The sequence below is a fragment of the Streptomyces sp. NPDC086519 genome (assembly GCF_040686075.1).
GTDB lineage: Bacteria > Actinomycetota > Actinomycetes > Streptomycetales > Streptomycetaceae > Streptomyces > Streptomyces shenzhenensis.
In genome coordinates this window covers 73,236-94,293 of sequence record NZ_JBFBJL010000025.1, presented here as the reverse complement: position 1 = coordinate 94,293, position 21,058 = coordinate 73,236, and the positions used below count along the sequence as shown (strand labels likewise).

Here is a 21,058-nt window from a genome sequence, read left to right as displayed (position 1 = left end):
TGGAATGTATCACTCGTTACATCGATGCAGGTGCGGTCAGGCGTTGAGTGCCCCCGTGGCCAGGAGGCCCAGCAGCCCCAACCCGATGACGATCCGGTAGATCACGAAGGCGTTGAAGGAGTGCTTGGCCACGAACTTCAGCAGCCAGGCGATGGAGGCGTACGCGACCACGAAGGAGACGGCCGTGCCGACGGCCAGCGGTGCGGCGCCCACCCCCGCGCCGACGGCGTCCTTCAGCTCGTAGATGCCGGCGCCGGTCAGGGCGGGGATGCCGAGGAAGAAGGAGAGACGGGTGGCGGCGACGCGGTCGAGGTCGAGGATGAGCGCGGTGGACATGGTGGCGCCGGAGCGGGAGAAACCCGGGAAGAGCAGGGCGAGAATCTGCGAGCAGCCGACCAGCATCGCGTCCTTGAGCGTCACGTCGTCCTCGCCGCGCTTGTGCCGGCCCATCTGGTCCGCCGCCCACATCACGCCGGAGCCGACGATCAGCGAACCGGCCACCACCCACAGGGAGCCGAGCGGGCCCTCGACAAGCTTCTTCGCGGCCAGGCCGACTATCACGATCGGGATGGTGGCGTAGATGACCCACCAGGCGAACTTGTAGTCGTGGTGGTAGCGCTCCTCGCGGTTGCGGATGCCGCGCCCCCAGGCGGAGACGATGCGGGTGATGTCCTTGAAGAAGTAGACGAGCACGGCGGCGATGGCGCCGACCTGGATGACGGCGGTGAAACCGACCACCGAGGTGTCGTCGACGGGGATGTTCATCAGCCCCTCGGTGATCTTCAGGTGGCCGGTGGAGGAGACGGGCAGGAACTCGGTCACCCCCTCGACGACTCCGAGGACGGCGGCCTGGCCGATGCTGATGGCGCTCATGTGGGACCCATCTGTGTGGCACACTCGGGACACGGATACTTTTACACGGGAGTAAAACCCCTACACGGGTGTAGAAGATAGAGGGCGATGCGGGAGAACGACAAACCCATGGCAGCGGACACACAGGGGCGGGGCCCGAAACGAGCGAACGGCGCCCGGGAGACCCAGCTCCTCGACCTCCTCCAGCGGGCCGGCACGGCGCTGACCCCGGGCGAGGTGACCGAACGCCTCGGCAACGAGCTGACGTACAGCAGCGTGGTGACGATCCTGACCCGCATGCACACCAAGGGGCTGCTCACCCGCACCCAGCGCGGGCGGGCCTTCGCCTACGCCCCCGTCACCGACGACGCAGGCTTCGCCGCCCGCCGTATGCGCACCGTCCTGGAGGAACGCCCCGACCGCGAGGCCGTGCTCGCCCGCTTCGCCGACGGCCTGTCCGACACGGACGCCGACCTGCTACGCCAACTGCTCGACCCCGAGCAGGAATCCGACCGGTAGGAGGCGACACACGGATGCGGATCGCCGTCTATCTGCCGCTGCTGCTCTCGCTCATCGCCCCGCTCGGCGCCCGACCGCTGTCCGAGCGGTGCGAACCCCGCCTGGCCACCTGGCTGCTCACCGCCACGGCGCTCGTCCTGGGCACGGCGAGCACGGTTTCCCTGGGCCTGCTGGCCATCACCGGTCTGATCCGCATCCCGCAGCTGGCCGGCCTCGGCCACTGGTCGGCGCACACCGCGCAGCACGACGACCCCGCCCAGCTCTCCGTCGCCCTGATCGCCGGCCTGCTCCTGGGCGGCGCTGTGCTCACCGCTGCGCGCATGCTCTGGCGCCGAGCCCGAACGCTGGCCGCCGCCGCACTGGACGCCGCGTGCATGCCCGCCCGCGACGGCACGGTCATCGTCGACGACGAAGCGCCCGACGCCTACGCGCTGCCCGGACTGCCCGGCCGCGTCGTCGTCTCCACCGGCATGATCCACACCCTGGACGAGGCCGAGCACGGCATCCTGCTCGCCCACGAACGCGCTCACCTCGCCGCCCACCACTACGCGTTCGTAGCCGTGGCCCAGCTCGGCGCCTCCGCCAACCCGCTGCTGCGACCGTTCGCCACCGCCGTCACCTACACCATCGAACGCTGGGCCGACGAGAACGCCGCCACCACGACCGGCGACCGCCGCCGCGTGGCCCACACCGTCGGCAAGGCCGCCCTCGCCACCCGCCGCGCCCCGGCCCGCGCCGCAGACGCCGCCCTCGGCATCCTCGGCATCCGCAGCCGCCGCAGTCCGCTTGCCGGCGCGGGCCCGGTACCCCGCCGCGTCGCCGCGCTCCTCGCCCCGCCCCTGGGACACCACCCCGCCCTCACGGCCGCGACCGCAACCGTCCTCACGGCCACGCTGCTCGCGACCGCCGAAGCCGCCCACGACCTCCACCTCCTCCTGCAGAAGGTCGGCGCCTGGTAGCAGCTGGAGAGAGGCTGGCGTGAGCGTCAGCCCACCGGCCGGCCGGCCATCGCCGCGGCCACCCCCAGCACGCCAGCTCCCAGCAGTGCGCTGACCACTCCCCGGCGCACGGCCAACAGCCAGACGGCTGCCGCGGCGAGTACCGCGAACTGCCAGACATGCACCAAGGCCAGGGCCAGCGGGATCGCGGATCCGGCAATCGCACCGGTCACCGCAGGCCCGGCGCCGGTCAAGAACGCCTGCACCCGCGCATTGGCCCGCAACCGGTCGAACCGCGCTCCCCCGAAGATCACGAACAGGAACGAAGGGGCGAACGCGACCGCGGCGGCGAGCAGCCCGCCACCCACCCCGGCGGCGGCATAACCGACCACCGCGACCGTCTGCACCACCGGACCGGGCGTGATCTGGCCCAAAGCGACGGCGTTGAGGAAGTGCCCGTCGCTCATCCAGTGATAGTGGCCGACCGCGTCGGCCTGCATGAGCTGGATGATCACGAACCCGCCTCCATAGGACAGCGCGCCGACCTTGAGCGCCACCCACGCCAGCGCCAGCAGACCCCCGCCCGCCACGGGCGCGGCAGCCGGCAGCGGCCAAGACGCGGTCCGCCTGACCGGGCGGTCCGAGGCGCCCGCCCGCGCCGCGACCTCCACCGGACCGGCGGCGATCAGGACTGTGCGACCGTCTGCCGACGTACTCATCCCTTCTGCTCCCGCTTGCCCATCACCGTCGCGATGCAGGAGTAGGCCAGTCCGAGCAGCAGGCCGAAGACGAGATGCCCGCCGAGGCTGGAACGGGTGACGGGGTTCCAGTCGAAGACGGGCATGTGCAAATTGGCCGGCATGATCCACATGGCACCGAGGACCCACCAGACCACGCCGTAGACCAGGCCGAGTACGGCACCCGGCACCATTTTCTGCGCCAGGTGGCCGAAGAGTACGCCGAAGGCGAGTCCGGCGGTGAGCGAGATGGCGAGGTGGATGAACCAGCCCGCGACTGCGTTGTCGGAGCCGAGCAGACCGGCCACCATCTTGATCATCGGAGTGTTCATCATCGGCTTGGACACCGACATCCAGATGCCGAAGCCGATGCCGCCCACCAGACCGGCCGCACCGCCCCAGACCGCGTGCGCCGGTATGACCGCCGTCCTGGGGGAAACCTGCATCGTCGTCGCCATGGTGCCTCTCCTTACGTCCGTTCAACGGATGCCGCTGCGGTTACGACGCTATGAGCGGCACCCCTACGGGAATGTGACCGCGATTACATTTCCCGCTTCTAGCCGGTGGGCGTGCGTCGGCTCCCGCTCTGTAAGCGCGATCACAGAAGGCGGCCCCAGGCCGGGGCTAGCGTCCAGGTCACGACCTGCGCAGGCACGCTTCAACGGCTCCAGGAGGAAGAGACCCGCCATGACGCCACAGACGTTCCCCTCCCACCTCCGTACCCGTTCCGTCACCCACCGCTCCTCCTCATGACCTGCGACGAGTACGACCTGCGGGCCTCAGCCGCGGAAGCATCCACTGCCGACGCGCCGCCGGACGACACCTGCGCGGATGACAGTGGAGCCCGTTACTGTCTGACCGAGAGCGCCGGCGCGCTGGCCCAGCCCCCATGGGGCGCGGCACCGCCGCCCTGGGCTCCCGGACGGCGTGAGGAGACTGCCAGGATGATCTCCACCGGCACGAGCGACGACAGGACCTGGTGCCTGTCCGAGGTGGACATCTTCCGCGACCTGAGCGAGCGGGAGATGGACGCCATCGCCGCCGCAGCCCCCATGAAGTCCTACTCCGCCGGGGAGATGCTCTACACCCCCCAGCAGCCGTGCGAGGTGCTGTTCATCCTCAAACGCGGCAGGGTGCGGATCTTCCGTGTCTCCGCCGACGGCCGCGCGCTGACCTGCGCGATCCTCAGCCCCGGCACGATCTTCGGGGAGATGCTGCTGCTCGGACAGCGGATGTACGGCAACTACGCCGAGGCCCTCGACGACGTCACCGTGTGCGTCATGCACCGGGCCGAGGTCAACCGGTTCCTGCTCTCGGACGCCCGCATCGCCACCCGGATCACCGAGATCCTCGGCCAACGCCTTGTCGACCTCGAACAGCGACTGTCCGACAGCGTCTTCAAGTCCGTCCCCCAGCGCGTCGCCACGACGTTGCTCACCCTGAAGTCCGAGCAGGAAGGTTCAGCCCTCCCGCTGCGGCCGGGCGCCAAGCACCCCCACGTGGCCCTCACCCACGAGCAGCTCGCCGCCCTGGTCGGCACGTCCCGGGAGACCGTCACCAAGGTGCTGCACCAGTTCGCCGACCAGGGGCTGATCCGCCTCGCCCGGGGCCGTATCACGGTGGCGAAGACGGAACAGCTGCGCGACGAAGCCGGCTGAGGGCCACAGCGCCTTGCGCCTCCTGCAGAAGGGCCGTACCTACACGGTGGATGAACAGCACTGGCGCCGTTACCTCGGCGCATTCCACGACGCCCGCCCCGGGATCACCGAACGGCTCTTCCGACTCGCTGATGCCTCCCCCTACGAGTGGCTCGCTACGGCGCTGCCCGCGCCGCAGCGCACGGTGGTGGACCTGGCCTGCGGTTCGGCTCCGATGCGGTCCCTGCTCCCGGACGCACGCTGGATCGGCATCGACGCCTCCGCCGGCGAACTCGCCGAGGCGGTTCGGCTCGGGCGTCGCCCGGTGGTGCGGGCGGACGCGACGGCTCTGCCCGTGCGCTCGGCCTGCGCCGATGCCGTGTGTGCCTCAATGTGCCTGCCCGTGCTCACCCCCCTGCCCCAGGTTCTGGACGAGATCCGGCGCGTGCTGCGCCCGGGCGGCACGCTCGTCGCGATGGTGCCCGCGCAGTCCGGGCTCTCGCTGCGGGGAGCCCTCGCCTGGGCCCGGGTGATGTACACGCTGCGGACACTGCGCCAGCCCTGGCCCAACCCCCGGGCCCGTGACGGCCTCGCGGCACTGCTGCGAGATGCCGGTTTCCACATCCGCTCCGATGAACGCCGCGTATTCACCCTTCACCTCGACACACCGGAGGCCGGAGCCCTACTCGTCGACGGCCTCTACCTCCCCCACCTCACTGAGCGTCGTGCCCGCACAGCCAGGAGGGATCTGGGCGACTGGGCACGATCCGGGCGGCGCCTGGAACTGCCGCTGCGCCGCATTGTCACCGCACCCGCACCAGGACTCGAAGGATGACCACAGCGGCGTCCACTTGAACACAGCGGACCGGGACGAGACTCGTCAGCCCAAGGTCGTCGCGGGCATGGGCGGCGAGCGCAGCAACATCAGCGCAGCACGGGCCAGCGCCATACCGGTCGCGAACTGGATCAGACCGGCTCCCTCCGCCACCTCAAGCCGCCACAGACGTCGCAGGTGGCCGAGAGCCGAGACGAGGGAAAGCGCCGCGAGGAGAACGCAGCCGTATCAGGACGTTCTTGGTGACCTCCTGAAGTGGTATCCGCTGAAGCAGGAACCACCTGTTCGACGGGTGCGCTCCGCCCATGCCGTCGCGATCTCTGCGGCAATGGAATGCCGACTCGGGAGCAGAGGGTTTCCGTCTTCGTGGAGGAACGGTTGCCGCACGCCCGGGCAGGGCGGGAGAAGGAGTTCGCTCGGTGCATGCTGCCCGAGACGGAGATGCTGCTCCGGGCGGCGATGACCCTGACCACACGGACGGGCCACGCCGAGGAACTGGTGCGGGACACCCTGCAGAACGCGTACCGGGCATTTGACCGATTCGACGGGCACGAGCCGCGGCCCTGGCTGCTGGTTCTCATGCACCATGCGCACGCCGACAACCGTCACGGCCGCGGCCAGGGGCCGGTGATTGGGACGGATCCCGGTCCCGGGCCGTCACCGACACTGGTTTCAGCACGTCCGGCGGAATCACTCGCGGTCGGGAAGACGTTTCACGACGAGGTGGACGTTGCCCTGGCGGCCCTGCCGGACAAGTACCGGCAGGTGGTCCATCTGGTGGATGTCGACGGCCTGTCCTATGTGGAGGCGGGCGAGTTGCTGGGGTTGAGCGAGGCGACGGTGACGACCCGGCTGCGCCGGGCGCGCAGGCGCATCCGCGTCCGGCTGGCGGCGGCCGGGCTGGTTCCGGGACGAGGTGAACGATGAGCATGTGGTCGAAGCGGAAGCAGCCGGCCGAGCGCAGGATGAACTGCATGCAGGTGGCCCGGGTCCTCCAGGCGTATCTGGACGGGGAGACCGACGAGGTCACTGCCCGCCGGGTGGCTGCGCATCTGGAGGACTGCCGACGCTGCGGACTACAGGCCGAGACCTACCAGGCGATCAAGAGCGCGCTCTCCCGCCGGGCAGAACCGGAGGCCGAGGCCATCGAGCGGCTGCGCGGATTCGCCGAGGGGCTACTGCGGCACGACATGGGCGGCGAGGAGAAGGAGCAGACGCCCGGGGCCTGACCGGAAGCGCACCTGGACGTCGGCAGGCTGCGTTGCCGGAACGCCCGCTGCTCGGGTCCTGTGGGTATACGGAGGATCCGACCCCACGGTGTCTTCAGACCCGTGTCACAGCGACTCGCCGCGGCGCTGCCCGCCCGAGTCGGTCACCTAGGTGTCACCTAGGTGCTGAGTGGTTTCCGCGGAACTGGAGCAGGTATCGCGCGGCCACGTCGCCATCACTGGCCCCGGCGGCCTTCGGGCGGCAGCCGGAGGCGCCGTACGCCGAGGGCAGACCCAGCGGGTGCGTCCTGGACTCCGGCGCGTGCGCGGCGGGACAGTGGCCCACAGCCGAGCTGCGGCAGGGCAGAGACGGATGGCGTCTGCGGCACGAAGCCGCTCACGGCAGGTACATCACCATGATCGGCGAGCCCGCATCTCGCAGCCCCCGCGCGCATCACCGGCCCAGCACAGGTCACCCTGCGTAAGGCCCGTCTGGTGTTCGGCCTCGAACTTCTCGATCCGCTCCAGGGTCTGCTGCTCGGCAGCGATGCTCCCCCAGAGGGGGACCCTCAGACGCAGTCCGTCTCGCGGGCGGCCAAGCAGCTCGGCAAGGTGCGAGCCCACCTCCGGCCCTGCGCCGTCAGCCCGGGCGGTGGTCAGCTCGCGGATCTCGGCCACGGTCAGACCGACGCCGCGCAGTTCGCCGATGAAGAACACGCGCCACAGGGCGTTGCCGCCGTAGAGCCGGTAGTTGGCCGGGCTGCGGCCCAGGCGTAGATGAGTCCGAGGTTGGTGTACTCGCGCAGCGTCTTGACCGGCACGCCGGTCAAGCGGGACAGCTCCCTGACGGTCATCCTCGTGTGGACGAGGTCCGCATGCATGAACGTCATAGCGTCTCTCGCCGTCTCTTCAGCCGGCGCAGCAGGACAGCTTGGCCACGTCGGCGGTGTAGGTCTGGGCGGCGAGTTTCAGGGCCTCGGTCATGGTCAGGTACGGCGCCCAGGTGTGGGCGAGCTGCTCGACGGTGAACCCGGCTGTGAGAGCGTAGGTGGCGGCGGTGATCAGGTCGCCGGCGCCGTCGGCGACGGCGTGCACGCCGAGCAGACGGCCGGTGCCCGCCTCGGCCACGATCTTGACCAAGCCGCGGGTGTCCCGACTGACCAGTGCGCGCGGCACGTACGCCAGATCCAGGGTGCGGCAGTCGCAGCGCAGCCCGGCCTCGATGGCCTGGGAGTCGGTCAGGCCGACCGCCGCGATGGCGGGGCTGGTGAAGGTGACCCGGGGCAGGGCGGTGTAGTCCAGGATGCGCCCCGTGTCCGCGAGGGCGTTGGCGGCGGCCAGGGTGCCCTGGGCTGCGGCCACGTACACGAACTGCGGGCCTCCGGTGACGTCACCCGCCGCCCAGATCCGCTCGTTGCTGGTGCGCTGATGGTCGTCGACGACCACCTCGCCACGTTGGCCGGTCTTGACCCCCACTGCGTCGAGGTTCAGTCCCGTCGTGACGGGGCGGCGGCCGGTGGCGATCAGCAGTTGCTCGGCGCGCAGCTCGGTGGGGGCACCGCCGCGGTCGGCGGTGAGGGTGTACCCGTGCCTGCCGCGCTGGACGGCGCTCAGGGCAGTGCCGGTGAGTACGGCGATGCCCTCACTGTCGAAGATGTCCTCGACAGCGGCGGAGACCTCGGGATCTTCGAACGGGGCGAGCCGGTCGAGGGCCTCGATCACGGTCACATGGGTGCCGAGGCGGGCGAAGAGCTGGGCCTGCTCCAGGCCGACGGCGTTGCCGCCCACGACCACCATCGACTGGGGCAGCGCGTCGAGTTCCATCGCGGTGGTGGAGGTCAGGTAGCCGGCCTGTTCCAGGCCGTCGGCGGGAGGGGCCGAGGGGGCGGAGCCGGTCGCGATCAGGTAGTGGGCCGCCTCGGTCCTGCGCGTGCCGCCGCCGTGCAGGGCGATGTCCAGCATGGGGTTCTCGGCGGTTCCGGCGAAGGCGGCGCTGCCGTGGACGATCTCCCAGCCGTAGTCGGCGGCGAGGCCGGCGTACTTCTCCGCCCGCAGCTGTCCGACCAGGGCGTCCTTGCCGCCGATCAGATCACCGAAGCCGACCGGGACGTCGGCCGGGGCCAGTCCGGGGAAGCGGCCGGCCGCTGCGGCGCCGTGTCGGGTCCCGGCGGCGGCCAGCAGAGCCTTGGAGGGCACGCAGCCGACGTTGACGCACGTGCCGCCGATGGTGCCGCGCTCGACCATCACCACGCGCTTGCCGCGGTTGGTGGCGGCGATGGCGGCGGAGAACGCCGCCGAGCCGGAACCGATGACCGCCAGGTCGAAACGGGATGCTGTCGTGGCCACAACTGCCTCCTTGTGCGGAGCCGGGAATCCGGACCGGCTGTTACGCGGCTTGCAGGTCTGTCGTGCGGACCGGATACGGCGTACGCGGTCATTGCGGCGGCCGCGCCAGTTGGCTCAAGCCCAGTCGGGGCCGACCGTTTCGTCGCAAGCCTCAGCCGGTCCTGCGGTGAGCAGGGTGGCGCCGAAAGCGCGCAGACGGGCCATGGCGGTCTCGTTCGGCAGCTCCTGGCGGGCCAGCGAGTTCTTGATCTCCTGGTAGACGGCCGTCTCCAGGCCGCAGCGGCGGCAGTCCTCCACATGGGCGGCCACCCGCTGCGCGGTGACCTCGCCGGCCTCACCGTCCAGGTAGGTCTGGAGCACCCGTGCCACCTGCATGCAGGTCATCCTGCGGTGTCCCGCCCCACCCCGTTGCCCGATCACATCCAGCTCCTCTTCGGCGCGAGTCCGGCCGCCGCCAGCTGGGTCCTTATCCGCTTGCGGGCGCGGTGCAGCCGGCTCATCACGGTGCCCTCGGGTACGTCCAGCACTTCTGCGGCCTCCGCGTAGCTGAGCCCGCCGATGTCCACGAGGCGTACGACCTGCTGGTGCTTGTCCGGCAGAGCGGCCAGCGCGGCGCCGACCACGTCGTCGAAGTGCTCGCCGACCACAACCTCCTCCGGTGAGGCCACCGTGTCGGCCGCGGACAGCCGGTCCAGGTCGGCGTCGGGGTCGTCGAGCAGGTGGGGCCTGCGGCGGCGGTGCCGGTTGATCTCGGCACGGCGCATGATGGTCAGCAGCCAGGCACGCGGATGCTCCCCGTCGAACCGGTCGATCGCCTTGTAGGCGCGCAGCAGGGTGTCCTGCACCAGGTCCTCGGCGTCGGCGGGCTGCGCGGTCAGCGTCATGGCCACCCGCAGCAGTACCCCGACCTCAGGCAGTACGAACTCCGCGAACGCCTTGTCCCGCACCTCCGGCGGCTTGGCCACTGTGTCTCCCACGGACTGGAAACCCTCCGGACCAACTGGAGCATTCCATGGAATGCCCCGCCTGTTCACGAGGGTTCCCGGGGTATGACGAATCTGGGTGCCGCCAGGGCGTGCCGGTGGTGGGCGGAGTGCCGCGAGAAGCTGCGCCACCTGCGGCTGCGCGGCGCGGTCGGGGCACACGCGGACGGGCAGCTCACCGGGGCGCGGCACACGCGGGTGGAGGCCCATGTGGCTCGCTGCTGGGCGTGCAGCGGCGAACTGCTCGTCCTGCGGCTCATGAAAGCATCGATACGCGGCTACCCGAACCGGGCACCCACCTCACTGGCCGAGTTCCGGATACGCCGCCTCGCCGAGCGCATCCCCGGCACGTCCACCCGTCCCGGGCGCTGAGCCGGCTGGGCGAGCCCCCAGGACGCAGGCTCCTACGGTGACCGCAGCGGCCGGCCAGTGATCCCGCTTCGCCATCAGGGCCGTCAACTCCGGAACATCGCGGCGATCCGGCCCAGCAGCGAGGACTTCGGCGAGGCGCCGCCGATGCCCTTGCGCACCCGGTGCACGCGTACGCCGTGGCAGAACGCGATGTGCCCGCGGATCCGCTCGGTATCGGGCAGCGGTTCGGCGCAGCACCAGGCCGCGTCCCGGTTCTCCCGGTCGTCCACGCGGAGAGTGAAGTAGCTCGCCTGCCCCTTCCACGGGCAGGTGCTCCTGGTGCTGCTGGGCACGAGGTGTTCCCAGCGCACGGAGTCGGGCGGGAAGCAGTGGTAGCCGTCGACGCTGAAGATGTCGCCGCTCTCGGCGATCACCTGGCCGTTCCACGTGGCCCGATAGAGCATGGTGAGCTTCCTTGCCGACTCGTGCGGGCACCAGGGGCCCTGACTCACACAGGGGAACCCTGCATCCGGCCCCGGCCTTCCACCGCTGCCGGGTTCAGCAGCAGGCGCCGCCTGCGCCGTCCGCTGCTGCCGAGGACTGCTCGGCCGGAGCACAGGGGAACAGCCCGAAGTGGGTGGTCTTGTCGCCGGTGATGGTGAAGTGCGGTGCGTAGCGGGTGGCGGAGAGCATGTCGGCGGTATTGCCGCACACCAGCATCGGTTTGCCGGTGTGGAAGCGGTGGTGGTCGTCGAGGTCGAAGGCGTGCGGGTGCTCGGGGATGGAGCCCTGGTAGACGGCGATCTGGCCGTAGTCCTCCAGCGGTCCTCCAGCGGCAGCTTGAAGGCGCGCACGGTGCGCGAGGTGAAGGTGGCGAACCCGATCTTCCCCTGGATCTCCAGGTCGTCCAGGGACACCGGCGAGGTGGCCACCGTACGGGCATCGAGGCAGCCGCCGCGCTCCAGCAGGCGGCGGAAGTCCTCGGTGTACAGGGCGCCGGCGAGGCACTCGCCGACCAGGACCGGGTCGGTAAGGAGCGCGGCGGGCAGGCGGCGGTCGGCGAAGATGTCGGAGAAGTACAGCTCGCCACCGGGTTTCAGAACCCGGAAGATCTCGGCGAGGACACGCTCCTTGTCCGGGGAGAGGTTCACCACGCAGTTGGAGACGACCACGTCCACAGAGGCGTCCGCGATCCCGGCAGCGGCCAGGTCCTCGATGCAGCCGTGGTGGAACTCCACGTTCCCATAGCCGAACCGCTCCGCATGCCAGTGCTGGTGGCGGCGGGCGACGGCCAGCTGTTCCTCGGTCATGTCGACGCCGATGACCCGGCCGGACGGGCCGGCCAGCTGCGCCAGCACGTAGGCGTCGCGTCCGCTACCGCAGCCCAGGTCCAGCACGGTGGCCCCCTCCAGGGCGGGCGGGATCGGGGAACCGCAGCCGTAGAAGCGGTCCAGGACCTCCTCGTGCACCCGGCCCAGCGCGGCGGCGATGTGCGGCGGCGGGGCGGCCGCGGTGCAGCAGGTGGAGGTCTTCAGATCGGCGGAGGATGTGAGCACCCTGCCGTAGTACTCCTTGACCGATTCCTTGACCGACTCCGTGACCGGGGAGTCACCGACGGGTGCGGCGGTGTCGAGTGCCATCTCTCTCCAAAGATGTGTCGGGCGGGTTCGTGAGGGCCGGCCGGCGGCCTGGCCGGAAACCCGCTGGGCCACAGCCCTCATTCCCCTTGGCCCCGGACTGCGGTCCTCGGGGTCCTCAGGGGACGCGCCGCACCGGTGCCGTTCGCGGCCGTCCACGGCTCTCGCGCGAATAGTCGTACCCGAAGGGAAGGGATCGCCCACCTGACCGGGTTCCCTGCCCGTACCAGTGGTGAGACAGCAGTTCGGGTCCCCGTGCGGGAAGGGCGAGTGAGGCAGTTCGATGAGCACGTACGACGCGCAGGACGCGTACGACCTGGTGGTCATCGGCGGCGGCAGTGCCGGGCTGACCGCCGCGCGGACGGCGGGCCGGTTCGGTGCCAGGGTTCTGCTGGTGGAGCGGGACCGGCTGGGCGGGGACTGCCTGTGGACCGGGTGCGTGCCCAGCAAGGCACTGCTGCATGTGGCCTCCAAGGTCCGGTCCGCACGCGAGAGCGGACGGTACGGCCTGGACGCACCCACCGGACGGGCGGACCTGGCGGCGGCGATGGGCCACGTGAAGGAGGCGATCGCCGCGATCGAACCCCATGACTCGCCGGAGGGACTACGCAGGCTCGGCGTGGAGGTGGCGTACGGCCCGGCCGTCTTCACCGGGCCCCGGACGCTCACGGCCGGGAAGCGGGAGATCTCCTTCCGGTACGCGGTCATCGCAACCGGCTCGGCCCCCGCCCTGGTACCGATCCCGGGACTGGCCGAGGAAGGCCCCCTGACCAGTGACACCGTCTGGCAGCTGACCGAACTGCCCGGACGACTGGTGGTATTGGGCGGGGGCGCGATCGGCTGCGAGCTGGGCCAGGCTTTCGCCCGCCTCGGCTCACAGGTGACGGTGGTGGAGGCGCTGGAGCGGCTGCTGCCCCGCGAGGAGCCACGGGCCTCGCAGGTGGTGCGGGAGCGTCTGGAGGCGGAAGGGATCACCGTACTGACCGGGTACCGGGCGGAGCGCGTGGCCGGCGGCGCGCTGCACGGCCCCGGTGATCCGCTGCCGTACGACGCGCTGCTGGCGGTCACCGGCCGCCGCGCCAACACCGCCGGGCTCGGTCTGGAGGCGGCAGGCGTGGAGCGGGACGAGCGGGGCAATGTCCGGGTGGACGACCGGCTGCGTACCGGCAACCCGCGCATCTACGCCGCCGGGGACGTGACCGGCCGGTCGGCCTTCACCCACCTGGGCGGAGTGCAGGGCGGGGCCGCCGCGACCGACGCGTTGCTCGGCGTGCGGCGGCGCATCGACTACGACGCGGTTCCATGGGTGACGTTCACCGACCCCGAAGTCGCCCGGGTCGGGCTCACCGCCGAGGAAGCACAGGCCCGGCACGCCGGCAAGGCACGTGTACTGACCCTCGACCACGACCGGGTGGACCGGGCAGTCGCCGACGGCCGCACCGAAGGCTTCACCACCCTGGTGCTGGACCCGCGCGGCCGGATCGCCGGCGCCACCGTGGTCGCTCCGCGCGCCGGGGAGACGATCGCGCATCTGGCCACGGCGGTGCGGCTGGGCTGGAAGCCGTCGCAGTACGCCAGAACGGTGCACCCGTATCCGACGTACGCGGACGGGCCCTGGCATGCCGCCCTGCTCGACGTCTACGGCCGGCTGGCCCGCACCAAGAGTGTGATCGGCGGACTCATGGCCCTGCGAAGGAGGGTGCGGCGATGATCCTCCGTCTCGTCCTGGGGGCTCTGTTCGCGGTCATGGCCGTCGGCCAGCTCGCCTCCTTCGATGCCATGCCGGGCATTCTCGACGCCTACCGGCTGACGAGCGGCGCCGGCTCGACCGGCCTCGCCGCAGCACTGATCGCCGGTGAGGCGAGTGCCGGGGCGTGGTTCCTGGCCCGGCCCCGCTCCTCGGCCCGCACCCCGGTATGGATCTTCACCGGAGTGAACCTGCTCTGGGCGGCGCTGGCCGTGCAGGCGTACGCACGCGGACTCGCCGTGGACAACTGCGGCTGCTTCGGCCGGTACGCGGGCCAGCCGCTGCGCTGGTGGGTGCTGCCCGAGGACGCGCTGATGCTGCTGTACGCCTGGCTGCTCCTTCGCAGGAACAGCAGCAGTCAGGTTCCCTCACCGACCACCGCCGTGCCCCGCACACCCTCGACGGCCGTCCCGGTCGGCCGTGCCGCACAAGGAAAGCAGGAACAGAACTGATGGGACTCGTAGCGAGACTGCGTGCCCTGGAACGGGCCACTCGCCCGTACGATCCGGAGTTCGCCGAGGCGATGGAACGCCGCTGGGCCGAACTGCCCGACGGCGTGAAAACTCCGGCTCAGATCATCGGGCAGCACGGCGTGGGCTGCGAAGGCACCCACGGCGTCTTCCCCAAGTGCAACCTCAAGTGCACCCCCTGCTACCACTCCCGGGACGCCAACGCCGTCCGCGTCGACGGCGCCCACACCCGCGAGCAGGTCGCCGCCCAGATGGGACTGCTGCGCCGGCTGCGTGGTCCGCGCGCCCACACCCAGCTGATCGGCGGTGAGGCGAGCCTGCTGCCGCCCGAGGACCACGCCGCCACGCTGCATATCATGCGCGAGCAGGGCCGGGAGCCGATGAGCTTCACCCACGGCGACTTCGACTTCGACTACCTCCAGCAGCTCGCGCTCGGCCCGGACGGGCAGAAGCGCTTCGACCGGCTGTCCTTCGCCGCCCACTTCGACAAGTTCATGTACGGGCGGCGCGGCATGGAACGCCCGCCCAGCGAAAGGGCGTTGAACCCCTACCGTCGGCGGTTCGCCGCGATGTTCCGCAAACTAAGGCGCGAGCACGGGGTCCGCTACTTCCTCGCCCACAACATGACCGTCACCCCCGGCAACCTGGACGAGGTGGCCGATGTGATCCGTGACAACCACGCGGCCGGATACGGCATGTTCTCCTTCCAGCCCGCCGCGTTCGTCGGTGACCAACGCCGGTGGAAGGAGCAGTACCGGGCGGCTGCACCGGACGCGGTGTGGGCGGAGATCGAGCGTGGGGCCGGTACTCGCCTGGACTACAACGTCTTCCACAACGGCGACGTGCGATGCAATCGCACCGCCTACGGCTTCTACGTGGGCCGCCGCTGGTTCCCTTTCCTCGACGGCGACGACCCGCGCGACCTCGCGGTCCGCGACGCCTTCTTCCGTCACCTCGGCAAGGTCAATTTCACCGGCACGCCGCCTGCGCTGCTGGCAGCCAAGCTGTTGCGCGTCGTCGCCCGCCACCCGCACACCATCGCCGTGGCGTTGTCCTGGCTGGCCCGGACGGTGCGCCGGGCCGGTGCCGGCAGGCTGCTGCGGCACGGCTTCCGCGTCCGGCCGGTGACGTTCGTGATGCACATGTTCATGGACGCCAAGGACGTCGCCCCGGCCTGGGAGCTGATGCAGCGGGGCGAGACCAGTGACGACCCGAAGGTGCGCGAGAGTCAGGAACGGCTGGCGGCCTGCCAATACTCGATGGCCCATCCGGAGAACGGCACTCTGGTCCCCGCCTGCGTTCAGCACTCCGTGCTCGACCCGGTGGAGAACGCCGAACTGCGCAAACTGCTCCCGATCGTCGAAGTCCGCACGTCAGCAAGCAAGTAGTCAGGGGAGGAACGCAAGGATGCGCATCGGTGTCATCACCGGCTCGGGAAGCTACGACTGGCCCCACCTCGAGGGGGCGGCCACCCGCATCGTCACCACCGAGCATGGGCAGGCCACCGTCACCGAGGGCCGCCTCAAGGGCACGGACATCGTCCAGCTGTCCCGGCACGGCGCGGGCCACAGCCGCCTGTCCCACCAGGTCGACCACAAGGCCAACCTCGCCGCGCTGCGCGCGCTGAACGTCGACGCGGTGATCTCGCTGACCGTATGCGGCTCGTCCGACCTGGTCGCCGCACCCGGCTCGTTGGTCGTCTTCGACGACCTGTACTTCCCCGCCAACCGGCTGCCCGACGGCTCCCCGTGCACCTGGTACGACACCCCGGGACAGCCCGGCCGGGGCCACTGGATCTTCGAGGGGCCCTTCAGCGAGCTGCTCCGCCAGGCGCTCATCGGCGCTGCCGGACAAGTGGACGTGCCGGTCGTGCCGCACGGCGTGTACGGGCATGTGGACGGGCCCCGCTTCAACTCCCGCGCGGAGATCGCCGCCCTGCGCGCCGCCGGAGTCACCGCCGTCAGCCAGACCGCCGGCCCGGAGATCGTGCTGGCGGGAGAGGCCGAACTGCCCCTGGCACTGGTCGGTTTCGTCACTGACTACGCCAACGGTGTGGCCCCTGAACCGGAGCCGGTGCAGGCCCTGGTGGAGCGGATGACGGCCAGCAAGGACGTCTTCGCCCAGCTGGTCGGCCATACGGTCGCTGGGCTGGAGGCGGTGACGCCCGCCGGGTTCGTCTACCGGTTCGGCGCATGAGCGCCGCCTCCACCCCGGCGGTGCTCGTCATGGCGAAGGCGCCCCGGCCGGGCAGTGTGAAGACACGGCTGCACCCGCTGCTGGGCCCGCACGGGTGCGCGGCCCTGCAGGCGGAACTGATCCGCCACACGGTGGACACGGTGACCGCCACCGGGCTGCGCGCCTATGTCGCCTACACGCACGGCCCCGGGGACGGTGGGGCCGGCATCCCGGATGTCCGTGTCGCAGCACCCCCGGGGGTTCGTACGCTCGTGCAGCGCGGCCAGGATCTCGGCCAGCGGCTGACCGCCGCCGTCTCCGACGCCTTCTCCGACGGCGGCGGTCCAGTCCTGGTGATCGGCACCGATGCGCCCACCCTGACCAGGATGCATCTGGCCGCCGCCCTCACCGCCCTTCAGAACCACGACGTGGTCCTGGGACCGGCGCTGGACGGCGGCTACTACCTGATCGGCACGCGCCGCCCGCACACCGACCTGTTCGCTCTCGACCCCATGTGGTGGAGTACGGACAAGGTGCTGGCCGCCACCCTCGCACTCGCCGCCGAGGCCGGACTGAGCGCCGAACTCCTCGCTCCTCTGCGGGACCTGGACACCCCCGAGGACGCCGCCGCGCTCCTGGCCGACCCGGGCCTGCCTCCGGCGATCACGGCTGTACTGGCATCGTCGCAGTCGCGGGAGGACGGATGAGACTCACCGGCGGAGGGCGGAGGAAACTCACGGCACCGCCCGAAACATCCGTGTCGATCATCGTGCCCGTGCTGAACGAGGAGCGCACGATCCAGGCGGCGCTCGGCCGGCTGTGCCGGGACTTCCCCGACTGCGAACTCGTCGTCGTCGACGGCGGCTCCACCGACGCCACCGTCGAGATCGCCACCCTGCACGCCACGGTGGTGCACAGCGAGCGGGGCCGGGCGAAGCAGATGAACGCCGGCGCCCGGCACACGAGCGGCGAGGTGCTGTGGTTCATCCACGCCGACACCGAGATCCATCACGCCGCCCTCGCCCAGATCCGCGCCGCCCTGTCCGACCCCGCCGTGGTCGGTGGCGGGCTGACCCTGCGCTTCGACCGCCGCACTCCGGGCCTGAACTACCTCGCCCACACCTCCAACGCCCGCGCCCGGCACCTGCGGCACATCTTCGGCGACCAGGCCATGTTCATCCGCCGCAGCGTCTTCGAGGAGCTCGGCGGCTTCCCGGACCTGCCCATCATGGAGGACCTGGAGATGTCCCGCCGCCTCGCCCGCCGCGGGGCTCTGACCATCCTCCCGGCCACCTCCACGGCCTCCTCCCGCCGGCTGGTCGAGCACGGAGTGTGGCGGATGATCGTGTTCATGCAGTACCTGAAGCTGCTGTACTTCGCCGGCGTCGACCCCGAGCGCATCCGCCGCCGCTACGCGAAGGGCCCGGCCCGCCTTCTGCGCCGCGAACGGAAGGCGACCGGCCCTCAGCGGGTTTCCAGCGCATGACCACGAACGACGCGTCCGCGCACGCCTGTATACCCGCCGACCTGGCGGCCCGGCTGGACCAGCTGCCCTGGAGCGGCCTGCACACCATGATCCTGGTCGCGCTCGGCGCCGGCTGGCTCTTCGACTCCCTCGAAGTGCAGCTGTTCGGCAGCGCGGTCGGCCCCCTGGGCACCCACTTCCACGCCACCGTCTTCGAACAGGACGCCATCCTGGCCACCTGGCTCACCGGCATTCTGCTGGGCGCGCTCGCCGGCGGCCATCTCGCCGACCGGTTCGGACGCCGCCGCCTGTTCGTCCTCACCCTCCTGTGGTACGCGGCCTTCACCGTGCTGACCGGGCTCAGCCCCGCGCTCGGCCTCGTCTACGCCTTCCGCTTCCTGGCCGCCCTCGGCGTCGGCGCCGAGTACGCCATCGTCAACGCGGCCATCGCGGAGCTGATGCCCGCCCGGGTACGCGGCAGGGTGGGCGCCGTGGTGATGAACTTCTGGGCGGCCGGGGCCGTGCTCGCCGGACTGCTGGCCTACCTTCTGCTCAACACCCTCGCGCTGGACGATACCGTCTCCTGGCGGTACCTGTTCGTGATCGGCGGCCTGCTCGCGTTGGTGGTGCTGTACTTCCGGCGCCGCATCCCCGAGTCGCCGCGCTGGCTGGTCTCCCAGGGCCGGTACGCGGAGGCGGAGGCCGTCGTCGTAGGCATGGAGGAGCGCTCGGGCCTGACCCCCGGGACCGGGCACGGCACCCGGCACGCCCAGCAGGTTCCGGCACCGGCGCCCCACCGGGCGCTCGGCGAGCTGCTGCGCCGGCATCCTGGACGCCTTGCGCTCGGCTCGGTCCTCGATCTGGCCGAAGCCTTCGGCTACTACGGCATCTTCGCGCTGTTGTCGGTGGTGGTGTTGAAGCAGGTGCACATCGGGAACGCGCAGGTGCCGTTCTTCTTCATCGTCGGCAACGTCGGCGCGCTCGCGGGCGGCCTTGCCATGTCACTGGTCTTCGACCGGCTCGGCCGCCACCGCACGGTGGCCGCCTCCTACACACTCGCCGCAGCCGGAGTCGGACTGCTCGCCTGGGCCACCGCGAGTGGCAGCGCAATGTGGGTGACGCTTGCCTTCATCACCGCCAACGCCTTCGCCACCGCCGCCTGGACCTCCGCCTACCCGACCTTCACCGAGCTGTTCCCCACTCACCTGCGTGGCGCCGGAGTCGGCTTCTCGGTCGCCGTGGGCCGCATCGGCGCCATCGTCGGCACCCTGGCCCTTCCGGACCTGGCCACCCGCATGGGTGCCACCACCTCCTACCTGCTGGTGGTGGCCTGCTGGCTGGCCGGAGTTGCCGCGATCGGGATTTTCCGGCTGGGTGGCGGCGTCGACGCCGCCACCCGTTCCCTGGAGTCGTTGAACCCCACGCCCGCCTGAACCACCCCGCACGACCTGGAGACCTGTGACATGCGCATCGCGGTATGCGGCGGCCCCTACGGCAACCCCTACGCCCTCCAAGCCTTCGTCGACGATGCCCGCGGCCAAGGCGCCGAACGGCTGTACTGCCTCGGTGATTTGGGCGGCTTCGGCGCCGAGGTCGACGCCCTGTGGCCGATCCTGACCGGCAACGACATCACCTGCGTCGCCGGCAACTACGACGTGGCGATCGCCCGGGAAGACACCGACTGCGGCTGTGGCTACCGCGACCCGAAGGACAACGAGTTCGCCCAGCTCATCTACGACCACACCCTCGCCACCACCAGCCGCGACTTCGCCGCCTGGATGAGCGAACTGCCCACCGAGCGCAGAGAGACGATCGACGGGATCGACGTGCACATGGTGCACGGCTCCACCCTCGCCCTGAACGACTTCTGGTGGGAGTCCCTGCCCGAGGACCAGCACCGGCAGCGGGTCGCGGCCTCCGGTGCGGACGTGATCCTGTGCACACACAGCGGTCTGCCCTGGCAGCGGCGGACAGGTGACACGCTGGTGGTGAACGTCGGTGTGCTGGGCAAACCCGCCAACGACGGCCGCCGCGAGGTCTGGTACGCACTCCTGGACCTCGACGCCGGGCAGGCGTCGGCCGAGCTGGTGCCGCTCGCGTACGACTGGCAGGCGCAGGCCGCCTCCATGCGCGCCGCCGGACTGCCGGAGGTCTTCGTGGAGACCATCGAGACCGGCTGGTGGACCACCTGCCTGGAGATCCTGCCCCCGCGCGAGCGCGCCCGCGGCCGCCACCACCTCTACCGCTCCACCCTGCCGACCGCCTTCCAGCCCGCCGACGACGGGTGGGGACCCGCGTCGGCGCCCGCACTGGAGGGCGACCGCCCGGTGGTGCCGCTGTTCGGCAGCCCCTACTTCCCCTCCCGTCTGTGGATCTACACCAACTTCCACTGCAACCTGGCCTGCGACTACTGCGCCGTCGCCTCCTCCCCCAAGGCCGCCGCGCGTACCCTTCGGGCCGAGGACTTCCGGGCACTGGTGGACGAGGCGGTGGCGTCCGGATTCACCGAGCTGTACGTCACCGGCGGCGAGCCCTTCCTGCACCCGGACATCGTCGGCCTGCTCGACTACGCCTCCGCCCAATTGCCCACCGTGGCGATGACCAACGCGATGCTGCTGCGCGGCCGGCGCGCCGAGGGTCTGGGCACTCTCGCCGACCGCAAACTCACCGTCCAGACCTCCCTGGACGGCGCCACACCCCACACCCACGACCTGCACCGCGGCCCCGGCTCCTGGCAGCGCTCCATGGACGGCATCCGCCACCTGATCGACCTCGGCCTGCCCCCACGCGTCGCCCTCACCGAAACCCCCGAGAACACCAGCGAGATTCCGGCCGTCGCCGCCCTCCTGGCCGAACTCGGCCTGCCCGGCGACCACTTCGCCGTACGACCCCTGCTGCGGCGCGGCTTCGCCGAACAGGGCGTCGAGATCGGCGAGGACTCCTCCGTCCCCGAGCTCACCGTGACGGCCAACGGCCTGCACTGGCACCCCGCCGGAGCCGATGTGACCACGAGCCCCGACATGCACCTCGCACCTGCAAGCACCCCGCTGGAACAGGGCAAACGACTGGTGACCGAGCGCTTCTTCGCCGCCCGCCTCGCCGACGGCAGCCTGCCCCGCCCCGTCCACTGCGCCATCTGACCACCGCCCGGGAGGTAC

The 21,058-nt window shown here is 70.8% G+C and carries 24 protein-coding genes; 15 read left to right on the top strand and 9 right to left on the bottom strand.

Annotated elements, in window-relative coordinates:
- Positions 1-36: 36 nt before the first annotated feature.
- On the bottom strand, positions 37-873 hold the full coding sequence (locus AB0P24_RS24105) for an undecaprenyl-diphosphate phosphatase (RefSeq protein WP_365797244.1): 837 nt from the start codon (positions 871-873) through the stop codon (positions 37-39).
- 108 nt (positions 874-981) lie between these two features.
- On the opposite strand from AB0P24_RS24105, the gene AB0P24_RS24100 reads away from it, so the two are divergent.
- The gene (locus AB0P24_RS24100; protein ID WP_365797242.1) at positions 982-1,371 is read left to right on the top strand and encodes a BlaI/MecI/CopY family transcriptional regulator; all 390 of its coding nucleotides are present in this window, start codon (positions 982-984) and stop codon (positions 1,369-1,371) included.
- 14 nt (positions 1,372-1,385) lie between these two features.
- A complete protein-coding gene (locus AB0P24_RS24095; protein ID WP_365797240.1) occupies positions 1,386-2,330 on the top strand; it encodes a M56 family metallopeptidase in 945 nt (314 codons plus the stop codon).
- 26 nt (positions 2,331-2,356) lie between these two features.
- On the opposite strand, the gene AB0P24_RS24090 is transcribed toward AB0P24_RS24095, so the two are convergent.
- Together AB0P24_RS24090 and AB0P24_RS24085 are read right to left on the bottom strand one after the other, a co-directional pair.
- Positions 2,357-3,028: a chromate transporter gene (locus AB0P24_RS24090; protein ID WP_365797238.1), complete on the bottom strand. Its 672-nt coding sequence runs from the start codon at positions 3,026-3,028 to the stop codon at positions 2,357-2,359.
- Positions 3,025-3,504 (bottom strand): hypothetical protein, encoded by a 480-nt coding sequence (locus AB0P24_RS24085; RefSeq protein ID WP_365797236.1) that lies wholly within the window; start codon positions 3,502-3,504, stop codon positions 3,025-3,027. Before AB0P24_RS24085 ends, AB0P24_RS24090 begins: the two co-directional genes overlap by 4 nt.
- Positions 3,505-3,990: 486 nt before the next feature.
- On the opposite strand from AB0P24_RS24085, the gene AB0P24_RS24080 reads away from it, so the two are divergent.
- The 4 genes from AB0P24_RS24080 to AB0P24_RS24065 all read left to right on the top strand — a co-directional run bounded on the left by AB0P24_RS24080 (position 3,991) and on the right by AB0P24_RS24065 (position 6,747).
- On the top strand, positions 3,991-4,704 hold the full coding sequence (locus tag AB0P24_RS24080; protein WP_365797234.1) for a Crp/Fnr family transcriptional regulator: 714 nt from the start codon (positions 3,991-3,993) through the stop codon (positions 4,702-4,704).
- 13 nt (positions 4,705-4,717) lie between these two features.
- Complete coding sequence (locus tag AB0P24_RS24075; RefSeq protein WP_365797232.1) at positions 4,718-5,518, top strand: methyltransferase domain-containing protein; 801 nt, start codon at positions 4,718-4,720, stop codon at positions 5,516-5,518.
- 423 nt (positions 5,519-5,941) lie between these two features.
- Positions 5,942-6,445: a sigma-70 family RNA polymerase sigma factor gene (locus tag AB0P24_RS24070; RefSeq protein WP_365797230.1), complete on the top strand. Its 504-nt coding sequence runs from the start codon at positions 5,942-5,944 to the stop codon at positions 6,443-6,445.
- Positions 6,442-6,747 (top strand): zf-HC2 domain-containing protein, encoded by a 306-nt coding sequence (locus AB0P24_RS24065; protein ID WP_365797228.1) that lies wholly within the window; start codon positions 6,442-6,444, stop codon positions 6,745-6,747. Before AB0P24_RS24070 ends, AB0P24_RS24065 begins: the two co-directional genes overlap by 4 nt.
- Before the next feature lie 390 nt (positions 6,748-7,137).
- Here AB0P24_RS24065 and AB0P24_RS24060 read toward each other — a convergent pair whose 3' ends face one another.
- The 5 genes from AB0P24_RS24060 to AB0P24_RS24040 form a co-directional block, all read right to left on the bottom strand.
- Positions 7,138-7,443, bottom strand: a complete 306-nt coding sequence (locus AB0P24_RS24060) for a hypothetical protein (RefSeq protein WP_365797226.1) — start codon at positions 7,441-7,443, stop codon at positions 7,138-7,140.
- Positions 7,407-7,580 carry a MerR family transcriptional regulator gene (locus AB0P24_RS24055; RefSeq protein WP_365797319.1) on the bottom strand — a complete coding sequence of 58 codons (174 nt, stop codon included), beginning with the start codon at positions 7,578-7,580 and terminating at the stop codon, positions 7,407-7,409. Before AB0P24_RS24055 ends, AB0P24_RS24060 begins: the two co-directional genes overlap by 37 nt.
- Before the next feature lie 55 nt (positions 7,581-7,635).
- Positions 7,636-9,072, bottom strand: a complete 1,437-nt coding sequence (gene merA, locus AB0P24_RS24050; RefSeq protein WP_365797224.1) for a mercury(II) reductase — start codon at positions 9,070-9,072, stop codon at positions 7,636-7,638.
- A gap of 114 nt (positions 9,073-9,186) precedes the next feature.
- The gene (locus AB0P24_RS24045; RefSeq protein ID WP_365797222.1) at positions 9,187-9,447 is read right to left on the bottom strand and encodes a zf-HC2 domain-containing protein; all 261 of its coding nucleotides are present in this window, start codon (positions 9,445-9,447) and stop codon (positions 9,187-9,189) included.
- 41 nt (positions 9,448-9,488) lie between these two features.
- Positions 9,489-10,049 (bottom strand): sigma-70 family RNA polymerase sigma factor, encoded by a 561-nt coding sequence (locus tag AB0P24_RS24040; protein WP_365797220.1) that lies wholly within the window; start codon positions 10,047-10,049, stop codon positions 9,489-9,491.
- Between the two features lie 72 nt (positions 10,050-10,121).
- On the opposite strand from AB0P24_RS24040, the gene AB0P24_RS24035 reads away from it, so the two are divergent.
- Entirely contained in the window at positions 10,122-10,427 is a 306-nt protein-coding gene (locus tag AB0P24_RS24035; protein ID WP_365797218.1) for a zf-HC2 domain-containing protein, read from the top strand.
- A gap of 83 nt (positions 10,428-10,510) precedes the next feature.
- Here AB0P24_RS24035 and AB0P24_RS24030 read toward each other — a convergent pair whose 3' ends face one another.
- Positions 10,511-12,046, bottom strand: coding sequence for a methyltransferase domain-containing protein (locus tag AB0P24_RS24030; RefSeq protein WP_365797216.1), 1,536 nt, complete (start codon positions 12,044-12,046; stop codon positions 10,511-10,513).
- A 280-nt stretch (positions 12,047-12,326) separates the two neighbouring features.
- On the opposite strand from AB0P24_RS24030, the gene AB0P24_RS24025 reads away from it, so the two are divergent.
- Genes AB0P24_RS24025 through AB0P24_RS23990 form a run of 8 tightly spaced genes read left to right on the top strand, consistent with a single transcriptional unit; the run spans position 12,327 to position 21,040 of the window.
- Positions 12,327-13,754: an FAD-dependent oxidoreductase gene (locus AB0P24_RS24025; protein WP_365797214.1), complete on the top strand. Its 1,428-nt coding sequence runs from the start codon at positions 12,327-12,329 to the stop codon at positions 13,752-13,754.
- Positions 13,751-14,242 carry a MauE/DoxX family redox-associated membrane protein gene (locus tag AB0P24_RS24020; protein ID WP_365797212.1) on the top strand — a complete coding sequence of 164 codons (492 nt, stop codon included), beginning with the start codon at positions 13,751-13,753 and terminating at the stop codon, positions 14,240-14,242. The genes AB0P24_RS24025 and AB0P24_RS24020 overlap by 4 nt, the downstream gene beginning before the upstream one ends.
- The gene (locus AB0P24_RS24015; RefSeq protein ID WP_365797210.1) at positions 14,242-15,648 is read left to right on the top strand and encodes a radical SAM domain-containing protein; all 1,407 of its coding nucleotides are present in this window, start codon (positions 14,242-14,244) and stop codon (positions 15,646-15,648) included. The genes AB0P24_RS24020 and AB0P24_RS24015 overlap by 1 nt, the downstream gene beginning before the upstream one ends.
- Before the next feature lie 19 nt (positions 15,649-15,667).
- The gene (locus AB0P24_RS24010; RefSeq protein ID WP_365797208.1) at positions 15,668-16,456 is read left to right on the top strand and encodes an MTAP family purine nucleoside phosphorylase; all 789 of its coding nucleotides are present in this window, start codon (positions 15,668-15,670) and stop codon (positions 16,454-16,456) included.
- The gene (locus AB0P24_RS24005; RefSeq protein WP_365797206.1) at positions 16,453-17,142 is read left to right on the top strand and encodes a TIGR04282 family arsenosugar biosynthesis glycosyltransferase; all 690 of its coding nucleotides are present in this window, start codon (positions 16,453-16,455) and stop codon (positions 17,140-17,142) included. The genes AB0P24_RS24010 and AB0P24_RS24005 overlap by 4 nt, the downstream gene beginning before the upstream one ends.
- Positions 17,143-17,192: 50 nt before the next feature.
- Positions 17,193-17,921, top strand: a complete 729-nt coding sequence (locus AB0P24_RS24000) for a TIGR04283 family arsenosugar biosynthesis glycosyltransferase (protein ID WP_365797204.1) — start codon at positions 17,193-17,195, stop codon at positions 17,919-17,921.
- Positions 17,918-19,333: an MFS transporter gene (locus AB0P24_RS23995; RefSeq protein WP_365797202.1), complete on the top strand. Its 1,416-nt coding sequence runs from the start codon at positions 17,918-17,920 to the stop codon at positions 19,331-19,333. Before AB0P24_RS24000 ends, AB0P24_RS23995 begins: the two co-directional genes overlap by 4 nt.
- Positions 19,334-19,363: 30 nt before the next feature.
- Entirely contained in the window at positions 19,364-21,040 is a 1,677-nt protein-coding gene (locus AB0P24_RS23990; protein WP_365797200.1) for a radical SAM protein, read from the top strand.
- Positions 21,041-21,058: the final 18 nt, after the last annotated feature.

Coding starts and splice junctions, on each gene's coding strand:
- AB0P24_RS24005 (WP_365797206.1), top strand. CDS start 16,453: ATGAGCGCCGCCTCCACCCCGGCGGTGCTCGTCATGGCGAAGGCGCCC.
- AB0P24_RS24105 (WP_365797244.1), bottom strand. CDS start 873: ATGAGCGCCATCAGCATCGGCCAGGCCGCCGTCCTCGGAGTCGTCGAG.
- AB0P24_RS24020 (WP_365797212.1), top strand. CDS start 13,751: ATGATCCTCCGTCTCGTCCTGGGGGCTCTGTTCGCGGTCATGGCCGTC.
- AB0P24_RS24035 (WP_365797218.1), top strand. CDS start 10,122: ATGACGAATCTGGGTGCCGCCAGGGCGTGCCGGTGGTGGGCGGAGTGC.
- AB0P24_RS24055 (WP_365797319.1), bottom strand. CDS start 7,580: ATGACCGTCAGGGAGCTGTCCCGCTTGACCGGCGTGCCGGTCAAGACG.
- AB0P24_RS24080 (WP_365797234.1), top strand. CDS start 3,991: ATGATCTCCACCGGCACGAGCGACGACAGGACCTGGTGCCTGTCCGAG.
- AB0P24_RS24070 (WP_365797230.1), top strand. CDS start 5,942: ATGCTGCCCGAGACGGAGATGCTGCTCCGGGCGGCGATGACCCTGACC.
- AB0P24_RS23990 (WP_365797200.1), top strand. CDS start 19,364: ATGCGCATCGCGGTATGCGGCGGCCCCTACGGCAACCCCTACGCCCTC.
- AB0P24_RS24025 (WP_365797214.1), top strand. CDS start 12,327: ATGAGCACGTACGACGCGCAGGACGCGTACGACCTGGTGGTCATCGGC.
- AB0P24_RS24085 (WP_365797236.1), bottom strand. CDS start 3,504: ATGGCGACGACGATGCAGGTTTCCCCCAGGACGGCGGTCATACCGGCG.
- AB0P24_RS24090 (WP_365797238.1), bottom strand. CDS start 3,028: ATGAGTACGTCGGCAGACGGTCGCACAGTCCTGATCGCCGCCGGTCCG.
- AB0P24_RS24095 (WP_365797240.1), top strand. CDS start 1,386: ATGCGGATCGCCGTCTATCTGCCGCTGCTGCTCTCGCTCATCGCCCCG.
- AB0P24_RS24030 (WP_365797216.1), bottom strand. CDS start 12,046: ATGGCACTCGACACCGCCGCACCCGTCGGTGACTCCCCGGTCACGGAG.
- AB0P24_RS24100 (WP_365797242.1), top strand. CDS start 982: ATGGCAGCGGACACACAGGGGCGGGGCCCGAAACGAGCGAACGGCGCC.
- AB0P24_RS23995 (WP_365797202.1), top strand. CDS start 17,918: ATGACCACGAACGACGCGTCCGCGCACGCCTGTATACCCGCCGACCTG.
- AB0P24_RS24065 (WP_365797228.1), top strand. CDS start 6,442: ATGAGCATGTGGTCGAAGCGGAAGCAGCCGGCCGAGCGCAGGATGAAC.
- AB0P24_RS24010 (WP_365797208.1), top strand. CDS start 15,668: ATGCGCATCGGTGTCATCACCGGCTCGGGAAGCTACGACTGGCCCCAC.
- AB0P24_RS24015 (WP_365797210.1), top strand. CDS start 14,242: ATGGGACTCGTAGCGAGACTGCGTGCCCTGGAACGGGCCACTCGCCCG.
- AB0P24_RS24045 (WP_365797222.1), bottom strand. CDS start 9,447: ATGCAGGTGGCACGGGTGCTCCAGACCTACCTGGACGGTGAGGCCGGC.